At 60.2% G+C, this 11,839-nt stretch carries 11 protein-coding genes; 2 read left to right on the forward strand and 9 right to left on the reverse strand.

Annotated elements, in window-relative coordinates; all coding sequences use genetic code 11:
* Positions 1–40: 40 nt before the first annotated feature.
* Positions 41–913, reverse strand: coding sequence for a hypothetical protein (locus ACFQ6Y_RS17305; RefSeq protein ID WP_378635045.1), 873 nt, complete (start codon positions 911–913; stop codon positions 41–43).
* A 385-nt stretch (positions 914–1,298) separates the two neighbouring features.
* On the opposite strand from ACFQ6Y_RS17305, the gene ACFQ6Y_RS17310 reads away from it, so the two are divergent.
* Complete coding sequence (locus ACFQ6Y_RS17310) at positions 1,299–2,675, forward strand: wax ester/triacylglycerol synthase family O-acyltransferase (protein WP_378635049.1); 1,377 nt, start codon at positions 1,299–1,301, stop codon at positions 2,673–2,675.
* A gap of 13 nt (positions 2,676–2,688) precedes the next feature.
* Here ACFQ6Y_RS17310 and ACFQ6Y_RS17315 read toward each other — a convergent pair whose 3' ends face one another.
* From ACFQ6Y_RS17315 to ACFQ6Y_RS17340, 6 genes are all read right to left on the reverse strand, one after another.
* A complete protein-coding gene (locus ACFQ6Y_RS17315; RefSeq protein WP_378635053.1) occupies positions 2,689–3,900 on the reverse strand; it encodes a serine hydrolase domain-containing protein in 1,212 nt (403 codons plus the stop codon).
* Between the two features lie 74 nt (positions 3,901–3,974).
* Positions 3,975–5,300, reverse strand: a complete 1,326-nt coding sequence (locus ACFQ6Y_RS17320; protein ID WP_378635056.1) for an MFS transporter — start codon at positions 5,298–5,300, stop codon at positions 3,975–3,977.
* 132 nt (positions 5,301–5,432) lie between these two features.
* The gene (locus ACFQ6Y_RS17325; protein ID WP_378547373.1) at positions 5,433–5,765 is read right to left on the reverse strand and encodes a DUF202 domain-containing protein; all 333 of its coding nucleotides are present in this window, start codon (positions 5,763–5,765) and stop codon (positions 5,433–5,435) included.
* A complete protein-coding gene (locus tag ACFQ6Y_RS17330; RefSeq protein ID WP_378547370.1) occupies positions 5,762–6,091 on the reverse strand; it encodes a YidH family protein in 330 nt (109 codons plus the stop codon). Before ACFQ6Y_RS17330 ends, ACFQ6Y_RS17325 begins: the two co-directional genes overlap by 4 nt.
* Positions 6,092–6,191: 100 nt before the next feature.
* On the reverse strand, positions 6,192–7,376 hold the full coding sequence (locus ACFQ6Y_RS17335; RefSeq protein ID WP_378535613.1) for an acyl-CoA dehydrogenase family protein: 1,185 nt from the start codon (positions 7,374–7,376) through the stop codon (positions 6,192–6,194).
* A gap of 12 nt (positions 7,377–7,388) precedes the next feature.
* Positions 7,389–8,945, reverse strand: a complete 1,557-nt coding sequence (locus ACFQ6Y_RS17340) for a long-chain fatty acid--CoA ligase (RefSeq protein WP_378635059.1) — start codon at positions 8,943–8,945, stop codon at positions 7,389–7,391.
* Between the two features lie 114 nt (positions 8,946–9,059).
* Between ACFQ6Y_RS17340 and ACFQ6Y_RS17345 the strand changes: the two genes are divergently transcribed.
* A complete protein-coding gene (locus ACFQ6Y_RS17345; protein ID WP_378535617.1) occupies positions 9,060–9,668 on the forward strand; it encodes a TetR/AcrR family transcriptional regulator in 609 nt (202 codons plus the stop codon).
* On the opposite strand, the gene ACFQ6Y_RS17350 is transcribed toward ACFQ6Y_RS17345, so the two are convergent.
* Both ACFQ6Y_RS17350 and ACFQ6Y_RS17355 read right to left on the reverse strand, forming a co-directional pair.
* On the reverse strand, positions 9,665–10,825 hold the full coding sequence (locus tag ACFQ6Y_RS17350) for a CaiB/BaiF CoA transferase family protein (RefSeq protein ID WP_378535619.1): 1,161 nt from the start codon (positions 10,823–10,825) through the stop codon (positions 9,665–9,667). The two genes, ACFQ6Y_RS17345 and ACFQ6Y_RS17350, sit on opposite strands and share 4 nt — an antisense overlap.
* Positions 10,826–10,963: 138 nt before the next feature.
* On the reverse strand, positions 10,964–11,824 hold the full coding sequence (locus tag ACFQ6Y_RS17355) for a hypothetical protein (RefSeq protein WP_378635062.1): 861 nt from the start codon (positions 11,822–11,824) through the stop codon (positions 10,964–10,966).
* Between the last annotated feature and the right edge of the window lie 15 nt (positions 11,825–11,839).

Raw genomic sequence — 11,839 nt, forward strand, 5'->3', positions numbered from 1 at the left:
CGCTGACGGTTCCGGTTGGTCGGGAGGTGGAGGTGGATTGCTAGTTGGCACTACGTTCGGCGATGACGGCAGCGGGCTCGGGTGAGCCGGCCGGCTGAGGCCTGAGGCTGTCGGCACCGATGTTGTAGACGTCACTCGTTGTGGTCAGGGAGTTGGAGGTGGTGGACGAGGGAAGCCCGGCGCGCCAGTTCACGATGGGATTCAGCACGCCGAACGGGCCACATCCCGAAGCCGTCGGGACCGCGAAGGGCTGTCCGGTGTGTCCGGTGTTTCGAACGACCGCGGTGTCCGGGAAACCTGGAACTTCCTCGAGGACACCGTATTCGGTCACATCCAGGTTGAGCTGGACGGGGTTGCTGTCCGAGCCCAGGTAGCACTTGCCGCCGAGTAGGGGGTTCGCGATCTTCAGTTTGACGGGTAGCTTCACACCAAGCTGAAATGCATCCACGGTGGGGAGTGCAGAAGTCGACTCGACGGTGGCCGAGGCCTTGTTCAGTCCGAAGAGATTGTTGAACGGTAGGTCGATTCCGAGTGCGCCGCCGGGGATCTCGATGGGCTTGGCGTAGATCCCCCGACTGTTGTCGTTCGGCGGGATGAATACTTGGTCGAATCCGAATTCAGCCTCCGGATTCTCCCGGTAGGCAACTCCGCCGGCGATGCGCATCGCCCCAGCGGGGATACTGACGGAGAGCTTGCCGATCTTCATGTTCCCGCCGGTGACTGTGACGTCCATGCAGGTGCTGGTCTCGGGATTGTCGATCGGACATGAATCCCAACCGCCGAAGGGAGTCTCCGCAGTTGGGGCGGCGCCTGCAATACCTGCTGACAAGGCTCCCATCGCAGTGACGGTGGCGAGCACAGTTGCGGTGGCGAGCGCGCTGAAAGGCCCACGCGACGTTGAACGTCGGGACATGTAATTCTCCTTAGGATGCAACCTCGTGAGTCGCGACGTCGCGACCAGTCGGATTGTGATGATCAGTGACGGTAGTCACGTGTGACTTGGATGTACAGACAATCCGCAACAATTCCGACAAAAGTAGGACAACGATCGGCTCCGCTACTACTTGTGGGCGTGGGCATTGAAATTCGTTGCAGTGCTATGTGTCTCATCATTCACTCGCGAATCGACGTGAAATGCTTCGGCCGAAATAGCGTTCGTCGACCGGAACATCAGACTCCCGCCAAAATCGAGTAGTCAATGTTTTGCCAGAGTCATCAATGTGGGGAGTCAGGGCGAGTAACTTGTCGAACAGCGGCTGACCGGTGCACCGGTCAGCCGCCTGAGAGAACGGATCGCCATGACGCTGATGCTGCCGCTCGACTCGATGTTCCTGCTGATGGAGTCACGGGAGCACCCCATGCACGTCGGTGGACTGTCACTGTTCGTTCCACCGGAAGGGGACGACGGCGAATTCGCCAGATCTCTTTACCGTTCGCTCACCGACGTCGAGTCGATCCGCCCCCTCTTTCGCCGCAAGCCGGTGCAGTTCCTGTCGAACTTTGCGCCGGTGCGTTGGACGGAGGACGAGGACGTCGATCTCGAATATCACGTCCGGTTGCTTGCGCTGCCCAGGCCGGGTCGAGTCCGCGAGTTGTTGGAACTGACCTCGATGCTGCACGGCACGCTGCTCGATCGGCATCGGCCACTATGGGAGGCGTACGTCATCGAAGGCCTCGCCGACGGCCGAGTTGCCGTGTACATGAAGACACACCATGCGCTCATGGATGGTGTGTCCGCTGTTCAAGCGTGGTACCGCAGCCTCTCGTCGGATCCGCTCGATCGGCATTCGATGCCGCCGTGGGCGCAGCGCCCGTCTTCCGGTCGGGTCCGAGCCAGTCGCGGGCTGGACCTGCAGAGGCGGGTGGGCTCGGTGATCGACACCGTGCAAGATGTGGTCGGGGTGGGCCCCGCGATAGTGAACGCTGCTGCCTCGGCAGTGAAGGACCACGTAGCGCCGTTGCCGTTCGCTGCTCCGAAATCGATCTTCAACGTCCCGATCACCGGAGCGAGGCGAGTCGCCGCGCAGTCGTGGCCGATCGAGCGCCTGCGCAAGGTCAGCTGCGTTGCAGACGTGACGCTCAATGATGCGGTGTTGGCCATGTGCGCGGGCGCGCTACGACGCTATCTGATCGAACTGGACGAATTGCCGGACAAACCGTTGATCGCGATGGTGCCGGTATCTCTTCGCAAAGGCGAAACAGGTGAGGCTTCCGGCAATGCCGTAGGTGCGGTGTTGTGCGATCTGGCAACCGAATTGGCGGATCCGGCGGCCCGACTCCAGAGAGTTCACGATTCGATGAGTAGCGCCAAGTCCCTGATGTCGGGCCTGACGCCCCTGCAGATCACGGCACTCAGTGCGTTGAACGTCGCGGGTCTCGGGTTACCGCTGATTCCTGGGTCCTCGCGACTGATCACCGGTCGTCCGGTTTTCAATTTGGTGATTTCCAACGTCCCCGGCCCGACGACGACACGATACTGGAACGGCGCGAAGCTCGAGAGCTGCTATCCGGCGTCGATTCCGTTGGACGGGCAGGCAATGAACATCACCGTCATCGGTTACGCGGACACCATGCAGTTCGGGCTGGTCGGCTGCCGCCGTAATGTCCCCCACTTGCAACGACTCCTAGGTCACCTCGAGGAATCCTTGGGTGAGCTCGAATCTGCCGCAGGCTGAATGCACGAGAAACTCAGCCGGCGGTGGCCTCTCCGCGAGCGTTCGACACCAAATGAGTGCCGATCTGAAGGAACGCAGGTACGAAGTCCGGAGTGCCGATCGCGGGGGAAAGGATGTGGGCTCCGAAATGTGCGACTACGAATTCCAGGTCGCGCGAGATCAAGAGTCTCTGACCATGGATTCCGCTTGCCATGAACGATCCGAACGGATCATTGAGAATCCACCAGTAGTCGTGGTAGCTCATCGTGGCGGGTGAGTCGACAGCGGCACGCGGGCTTCTGACCTCCGAGGGATAGCCTGCGGGCACACCGGCGGTCATAGATTGCGCAATACTCGGCGGGATCACCTGACGGTCCCCGACGGCGCCGTCACAGCGGATCATCTCACCCACTCGGGCCACGTCTCGAAGGGTCGCACTGAATCCGCCTGCCGCCATCTCCGTTCCGGCGGAGTCCACTATGTAGAACGCATCCTCTTCGGCCCCGATCCGTGACCAGACCAGCTCACTGAGTAGTTCGGCGAGTGAAGTTCCGGTCACGCGGCGCAGTATTTCTCCGACAGTCTCGACATTGCCGTTCTCGTAGCGGAATTCGACGCCAGTCGGGCCCGCGGTGCGTGCTGTGGCGAGGTGCTCGAGAATGGTCTCCGGTCCGCGGTAATTTGCGGGGCGCAGCTTCGGGGCGACTACGGCCCAGAAACGGCTGGCTTCGATGGTGCGATAGAACGGCCGACCGCCGTACGTTACATCAGTGCCCATGTGTAGAAGGTCCTGAATCCGATTGTCTCCGAACGCAGTTCCAGCCAACTCGGGGATGAACTTCGATGCCCGATCCTGGCGGTCGAACAATCCTTGTGCTTCGACCAGTGCAGCCATCAAACCGACGTAGGATTTCGCCATCGATGCATTGAGGTGCGGTTCGTGCGGTTTGCAACCGTGCAAGTAGCTCTCGTACACGATGCGTCCTCGATGCAGCACGGCGATACCGTCGCTATGCGCACCCGCGAGGAACTCGGACACCGTCTGCTTCGGCTGATCCGGAAGGTTCAACGTGACACCGGATAGATCCGTTTCGTCGGTCGGGAGGGTCCATTTGGGTCCGTCGCCGCGCCACACACGGCGGGTCGCAACCATCTCTCGTATGGTTGTGGCTTGTTGGCGCACATCGGCGGGGTCGGTGAATCCGCGCGCCCAGGGAATGTCATCCGTTGCGATGTTTTGTGTCATCTGAGGTCTTCTTCCGTCTTGATTGCCGAGTTGGAGTGTTGATTGCCGAGTTCGCAGTTGATGATCTGAATTGCCTAGTGCCGAAGCGCATTCTGTTCATGTAGGGGGTTGGCGGATGGCTTGGCGAGTAGGGCTGCGCTGTCGCGGGCGTACGGGCGATACAGTGCGCCTGAAGCGACCCCGTTGACGGTGGTCAGCACTACGGTGACGATGAAGAGTGCGCCTTGCAATCCGATTCTGTCGCCGAGGGTTCCGACCAAGACAGCGTATCCGGCGTAGGCCAGCGCTTCGACTGTCGAGACGGAAACCGCAAAGGCCAGGGCTCGCAGTTCCGGACGGACTACAGCCATGATGATCGGCCGATTGACCACTGGAACCTGACCTTGAAGGACGCCCACGATCCCGAACAAGACCGCGTAGACGCCGATGCTGTTCCAGGAAATCTGCGTAGCGATCAGTGCTGCGGCCGCGAATCCGAGTTGGCTGGCCTGCAGCATGATGATGCGGCCGCTTCGGGGTCGTTTGACGTGTACGGCGTCGTTGACTCGTCCGCCGACGAACGTGCCGAGCAGGTACCCGATTGCGAAGGGCGGTGCGATGATCGAAGCAGTTGCGGTCGTGAATCCGTGCTCCTCGACGAGAAATACGATGCTGAAGCTCATGATGACGTTCTGACCGGAGAATACGCGTTGTACGAGTATGTATCGGAATGTCTTGACAGCGAGTAGCTCTCGTATCCCTTCACGCCAGAATCTTGCTTTGGCACCGAGATCGTCGGCGGTCGTCTGTGTATGCGCGTCGGCGGATTCAGGATCGTCGAGGAAAAGCATGATCAGCACACCGATGGCGATGCAGATTGCACCGGTGATTATGTATCCGTAGCGCCATCCATCTTCGAAGCGCGACAAAAGCCCGAATATCGGGGCGGTCGCGCCGGTGATGACGGCGACGCCGCCATATACCAATCCCGTTGCGCGGCCCCTCCTGGCGTCCTCGTACAGATCTCCGAGGATGGACAATGCAATCGAGCCGGCGCCGGCGAAACCTGCGGCGCCGATCGCGTAGAGGACGAGAAACTGAGTGAAGCTGCCGGACAATCCGGCCAGGATTACCCAGACACCCCAGAACCCTGAACAGATGGCAAGTACCGACTTACGAGAATATCGTCGGGCCAAGAACGCCCAGGGGATTGCCGTGAAGACCCCGACGGCCTTGGCCACTGCAACGATCGTGCCGAGCGCCGCCGATGACAATCCCATGGCCTCGCGCATGAGAGGGAAGAGCACGGACGTCACGCTGCTTTCGGCGTTGTCCATTGCCGTCGAACCGGTCAGCAGTGCGAGATTCTTTCCCCGGCGACCGCGTTGAAACTGGGTAGGTGACGCAACTTCTGTGGTCATGGGTTCCCTCTCGAAATACGCCGATGATTTCGTGGCGCGGTGTAGCTGCGCGCGGCGGTCGACTGTGCACTGAGTCACAGCGAGCATTAGTGGAGAGAATATACATAAATAAACACTCTGTCTATCTGTGGTTCAAAGTTGGATAACAAGGCTGGAGCCGAGTCCGGCAATCGCGATGCCGGCCGCCAGGGTTGCCATGATGGCGAGTGGCATTTCTCGAGAATCCCTGGGGTTCAGAATGAATCGACGATGTCGCACCCGTGCGCCCACTGTGACGCCGACCGCCGTGGTGAGCAGTGTGACGAACACTGCGACGGATAGGACTGACGGGTGCAGGACGATTTCGCGGCCCGAAATCACTGACACCGACAAGGCGGAAAGTGCGGTGCGTCGCCAGGCGAGCACCGTTCGCTCTGGTTGCAATCCGGGCGGCTCGTTCTCCGCCACAACCTCGTTATCCGTCAAAACACCGTCATCCCTACACACAGGCCGGCGACCAGGCACACCCCGCCGACGACAAGCGCGATCATCGGTGACTTGGGGAGCGGTTGATCACGCCGCATTGCGGTTTGGACTGCTTTCCAATGTCTGAGCGCGCCGAGCGCTATCGCTGACGCCACGACAGTGCACACGATTCCGAGAATTTTGTTCAGGCTGTTGTCATTCTCAGACCCGTAGAATTGGCCGACTGCGACGCCGCCGGCCAACAACCCCAACGCCGTTCGAATCCACGCCAGAAAAGTTCGCTCGTTGGCAAGGCTGAATCTGTAGTCCGGTTCGTTCTCGATCACAGGGATTGCCTCTAGAGCGTCGAGTGCCCGTCCGGCCGCCACATCGAGCGGGAGACGACCTGGCGGGCACGGAGTGGATACGCATTTGGATCAATGATGTTCAGGTGGTGAGTAATTGGCGCGCGATGCCATTCTTCTGAATCTCGGATGATCCGGTGAGGATTCGGAACATCCGCAACCTCTGGAACAGTGATTCGATCTCCGAACCACGTATGACCCCGGCCTTTCCGTGAATCTGAACTGCGTGGTCGGCGATGGTGAAGGCCTTCTCGGCAACGAACAGTTTGCACATGAATGCTTCGATTCGAGGACTTCGACCGGCGTCGAGTGCGGCGAGTGCGTCGTAGGTCATCGAGCGCGCGGCGTAGTAGTCCGTCGCCATGTCGGCGAGTTTGTGTTGAATGGACTGCAGCATCGCAAGAGGAGCGCCCTGCACCTGGCGAGTCTTGCTGTACTCCACCGACAGTTCCAGCGCTCGGCGGGCTCCGCCGAGGACGGTGGGGCAATGCAACAACCGGTTGACCGTGACTCGGCCGAGTCCGATTCGCAAGCCTTCGCCCACATTTCCGAGAAGCTGTTCCGGCCCCACGTAGCAGTCGTCGAGGATGATGTCCGCTTCGATGTGCTGACCGGACATCGGGACGTCACCGTCCGCCACTGTGCAGCCGGGAGAATCCAGGTCGACCAGAAAGGCAGAGTACGAATCCGGGCCGTCGCCGTCGGATGCCATCTTTGCGATCAGGACCGAAAAGTCGGCGAAGGGACCCGCGGACGAGAACACCTTGTGGCCGTTCAGGCGCCATCCGGCACCGTCCGGGGTTGCTGTGGTGAGCATGCCGCGAACGTCTGAACCTGCATCGTTCTCGGTGAGGGAGAAGCAGCACGCCTTCTCGCCGCGCAGTACCGGAATCAAGTACTTTTCCAACTGGTATTCGGTGGCGTACTGAAAGATCGACCCCGCGCGGAGTGGACCGCCCATGTCTCCGAGTACGGACGTCGCGAGGACCCGCGGCGATGCGCCGACCTCTTCTTTGAGCGCGGCGAGTTCCGTAAAGGTGAGGTTCTGGCCGCCGAGTTCAGTTGGGAGGTGGATCCCGTAGAAGCCGAGTTCGCGGCTGCGTCTCCACACTGGCTCGAGCGTCTCACGGATGTAGTGGGATTCTTGAGTGAGACCCAATTCGGCTTCGTACTCGGCGAGTTCGCCGTCGAGATAGTCGCGTAGACGCTCGACGAGCGATTGAAGCCTTGGGTTGTCTTCGTAGGTAGGGGTGAGAGCGAATGACATGTGTTTTTCCTGTCAGTTGACGTGACGGTCAGCGGTGGTCCAATAGGTTGCGCGAATCGCGCGGCGATCGATCTTGCCGTTTCGGTTGACGGGCAACGAATCTGCGAAGTCGACCGAACGCGGCTTCTTCATGCTTGCCAGACGGGTCGAGCAGTGCGCGATCAATTCCATTGCGGTGGTGTCAATGCCATCGCGGGTCACGACAACGGCTTTGACCGCTTCTCCCCATTTCGGATCGGGAACTCCGACTACGCATACTTCGGAAACAGCAGGATGTTCGTACAGGGCTGCCTCTACCTCGCTGCAGTAGATGTTGAATCCGCCCGAGATGATCATGTCCTTCTTGCGGTCGACAATGAACAGGTAGCCGTCTTCGCGGAAATAGCCGACATCGCCCGTGTGGACCCAGCCGTTCTTGAACGTCTGAGCCGACAGTTCGGGTTCGCGGAAGTATTCGCGGACACAGTCCGGACCCCTGGCGACGATCTCGCCGATCGTGCCGGCCGGGACCTGTACGCCGTTGTCGTCGACCACTCGAACATCGGTGTCGTATGCCGGCCGACCACACGAGAGAAGAAGCTCGGGGTCGGATTCGATACCGCGCACCACGTCTTCAGCGGTCAAAACAGTGACGACGCTGGTCGTTTCGCCGAGCCCGTACCCCTGGATGACGATGGGACCGAACAGCTTTACCGCGTCACGCAGCCGTTGTGGAGAAACAGGCGCGGCGCCTACGCCGATGCAGCGCAGAGAGCTCAGGTCGACGTCGGTAACCGACGGATGGTCCATCAGCAGGTTGAGCATCGTCGGGACCACCATGGTGGTGGTGATCCGCTCACGTTCGATGGTCTGCAGGAACGTCCTCGTGTCCCATGCCGGCAGGATCACCACTGCGGCGCCCCTGGCGAACATTCCGAGCATCACCATGCCGGAGGCGTGTGTGATCGGGCCGGGGGCGAGGTAGCGATCACCAACAGTCGGCGCACCCTCCGGACTCATCAGTCGCTTGCGCATGTTCGCCAAGCGGTTGCCGTGACTCTGGACCGCAGCTTTGAGCTTGCCGGTGGATCCGGATGTGTAGTTGAGGACAGCCGGGGCGTCAATGTCGACGTCCACCTCGACGTTGTCTTCGCTGCCCCTTGCCGTCAGCTCGTGATAACTGTCCGCGCCGGGAGTTGAGGTGCTGTAGTCGATGACCCTGCAGTGCAGCCCGGCGTCGGCGACGACCTTCAGCGCCATGTCGGCATGGGCGGGGTCGACGAAGAGAACACGCACGTCGGCGTCGGCGAGGATATGCGCGAGTTCGTCGGCGCCCAGTCGTGCGTTGATCGGAACCCTGACGAACCCTCCCTTGTACAAGGCCATTTCGGTCACCACGAGCTCCCCGCAGTTTCCGGCAAAGGTTCCGACCATGTGTCCGGGCCGTACCCCGGTCACTGCGAGAGCGGACGCGAGACGGTTTGCGGCCGTATCGAGCTCGCTGTAAGTCCACCGGCCTTCGCCGCAGACAAGGGCTTCGAGATCGGGGTAGAAGCTGGCGCTTCGGGCGAGATAAGTACCGAGGTTCATGAACACTCCAGAGAAAATTGACATCACGAATGTTAATGGACAGTCTGTCTATATTCGATCGTCCTGTCAATGTTGAACTATGCTGCGTACAACAGTGCGAAGGAAGGGAAGCCAGTGCCTCCAGAAGACAGACGCGTCCGGCGTACCCGACGATTGCTGCGGGATGCCTTGGTCTCGCTCGTTCTGGAACGGGGATATGCGGGGATTACCGTCGAAGACATCACGGACCGCGCAGATTTGGGTCGCGCGACGTTTTACAGCCACTACACCGACAAAGACGACCTGCTCGGTCAAGTCGTGTCCGATCTGGCCGATGACTTACAAGAGCGACTCGGTCCACTCATTCCTGCGTCTTCGATCGGATTCACAGGCAAGCCCGTGCTCGAGATGTTCAGGCATGCGGCCGAGGAACGTGACGTCTACCGTGTGATTCTGCGTGGTGAGGGGGACGGCAAGGCGCTGCGAAAGTTCGTCGAAGACCGCAGCGTCGCCGCCGTGCGGATATTTTCCGCACGGGCGGAGGCGCTCGGAGTGACTCCGCGAATCGACATCGAAGTACTCTCGCGGGCATGGGTGGGTGAACAGATCGCGGTCATGCAGTGGTGGCTCGAGTCCGACCCGCCACCTCTGACCCCGGAAGAAGTCACCGAGATGCTGCTCGAACTTTCGTTGCGGGGTCGCTACTGGTCTTCGGGCTTCGATGGCGAATTGAAAGCGGACTAGTCGCTGTCACGGTTCGCTTCCGTGGAGGCTTCGTTGAGAACAGACTCGGTATGCTCGCCCACGTACGGAGTCGGAAGTCGAAAACTGTTCAGTCCCAAGCTGAATTGCGCCGGGAATCTCATCTGAGGCCAGCTTCCTCCATCGTCGTTCGAGACCTCGCAGAACAGGTTTCGAGCGACGACATGGGGATCGCTCATCAGTTGTCCGGCGTCGGTGAACACCGGCGCCCACGGGGCATTGATCGCAGTCAACGATGTTTCCCACCACTCATATGTTCGCGCACCAATGGTGGTGACCAGGAGTTTCCGCACCTCTTCCTTGTGCTGTGTTCGAGTCCGTCGATCGTCGTAGCACTGCGTGGTCAGTGCCGGAAACTCAGCGCTGAATGCTGTGCGGAACTCGATCCAGAACTTGTCTTCGAAAGTGGCAAATGAAAGCAAACAACCGTCGGAAGTCTCGAAAATGTCATTGTCTCCCTGGACAGTTGGTGAATCGGTAGGGTTCTCGATATCTCGGATCATGAGCGCGAAAGGCGCGCACCAGGCGGTTGCAGCCTCGGCGAGGGAAATGTCTATGTGTTGTCCGCGTCCGTGCTTGTCCACGCTGGCGAGAGCAACCGAGATGGACAGTGCCGCGTACATCGAACCCACCAGATCGCCGGCCCGGATGCCAGGGCGGGTGACGACTCCGTCGGTGCACCCGGGAACTGCGAAAAAGCCGGAAAGGCCGAGGAAGTTCAATTCGTGCCCAGGCTTGTCGGCATAAGGTCCGGACTGCCCGTAGCCGGTGATCGAACATAATACGATGCGTGGGTTGGCTTTTCGTAGTACGTCATAGCCGAGTCCCATGTGTGCCAGTACCTGCGGTCGGAACCCCTCGACCACTGCATCTGCAGTCTCGACCAGTCGAAGGAACGTCTCGCGATCGGGTTCGAGGCGGAGATCGAGCGCAATCGACCGTTTGTTCCTGTTCAACGAGGCCATCCGTTCACCAGCAATACGGGTGGGATCAGGGCGGCTCGGGTCCTCGACCTTGACCACGTCGGCGCCCAGATCTGCAAGCAGCGTCGTCGCAAACGGGCCGGGCAGAAGTCGAGAGAGGTCGAGAACGCGCTTGCCGTGTAAGAAACTCCATTCCGGCGCGTTGTCACTGTCCATGTTCACACTCCGAAGACTGTCGAGGCAGTAGCCGATAGCGCCAAACCCTCATCGGCATGACGTTGTTCGTAGCTGCTGGATTCCAGGATGATCAACCTGATCAATAAATGGCAGACTATCGATTAATGAACAGGATGTCTATGAATTGATTGCGGCGAGGTTTTGTTCTGCTTCGTCGACGCGACGCTCTGCGCCACGGAGTTCTTTCTCGGATTCTCGAACCGCAGCATCACGGGTCTTCTCGGCGTTCCGTGCGAACTGTCGTTGCTGCTCAGCGTGCTCGAGTTCGGCGCGCAGTTCTTCAACACGACGCTCGACGTCTGAAATCGTCGTTCTGACTTCCTCGAGTTCGGCGGTCTCTGCCTTCACCCGGCGGCGGATCTCGTCGGCTTGCGCCGTGGCTTCCTTCAATTCTGCTTTTGCTCTGACACGTTCGGTCTTCAGGTCCGGAGTTTTCGACTTCGGAGTCTGCGGCTCCTCAACCGCGGCGTGCTGCGGTGATTTCTCCTTCACCACGGCGAGCCCGGAGGGTCCGAAACCGCTGTAACTCGCGGCGGTCACCACCCGTCCGAGTCGAACCTGCGCGGCAGTCTCCTCGTCGGCCAGGGCGGCATTGAGCGTCTGCGCGACATCACGCAACAAATCCTCGCCGACGCTCTTTCCGCGTGAAGCAGCAATCTCACCGGATTTGTGCGCGAGACTCCGCACCACCTGCTGCCTCTGAGTCGTCAGTCGGCGCAGGTCCGGGCCCGACAGATGGCGCTGGGCGTCGCGTAGCGATTCGCCGAGTGCGAGAAGCGCATCCAGATCTTCCGGTAGATCGCGCGCAATGAGATTGACCAACCATCCCACGGTGGTCGGCTTCCGAAGTTTTCCGATCTCCGTCGCCAATGTGCGGTCGTTGTCGTCACGGGCAGCCTTCACATGATGTGTACGCGCCTCGACGAACTCGCCGGGGTCGAGCCCGTACAGTTCGTCGGCGACATCATCGAGGGTCACGTATCCATATTGGCA

It is taken from the genome of Rhodococcus sp. NPDC056516, from assembly GCF_042794655.1.
Taxonomy (GTDB): Bacteria; Actinomycetota; Actinomycetes; order Mycobacteriales; family Mycobacteriaceae; genus Rhodococcus_F.

Excerpts from the sequence above, each read along its gene's own strand:
- ACFQ6Y_RS17350 (WP_378535619.1), bottom strand. The coding sequence starts at position 10,825 with ATGGACAGTGACAACGCGCCGGAATGGAGTTTCTTACACGGCAAGCGC.
- ACFQ6Y_RS17310 (WP_378635049.1), top strand. The coding sequence starts at position 1,299 with ATGACGCTGATGCTGCCGCTCGACTCGATGTTCCTGCTGATGGAGTCA.
- ACFQ6Y_RS17305 (WP_378635045.1), bottom strand. The coding sequence starts at position 913 with ATGTCCCGACGTTCAACGTCGCGTGGGCCTTTCAGCGCGCTCGCCACC.
- ACFQ6Y_RS17335 (WP_378535613.1), bottom strand. The coding sequence starts at position 7,376 with ATGTCATTCGCTCTCACCCCTACCTACGAAGACAACCCAAGGCTTCAA.
- ACFQ6Y_RS17320 (WP_378635056.1), bottom strand. The coding sequence starts at position 5,300 with ATGACCACAGAAGTTGCGTCACCTACCCAGTTTCAACGCGGTCGCCGG.
- ACFQ6Y_RS17315 (WP_378635053.1), bottom strand. The coding sequence starts at position 3,900 with ATGACACAAAACATCGCAACGGATGACATTCCCTGGGCGCGCGGATTC.
- ACFQ6Y_RS17340 (WP_378635059.1), bottom strand. The coding sequence starts at position 8,945 with ATGAACCTCGGTACTTATCTCGCCCGAAGCGCCAGCTTCTACCCCGAT.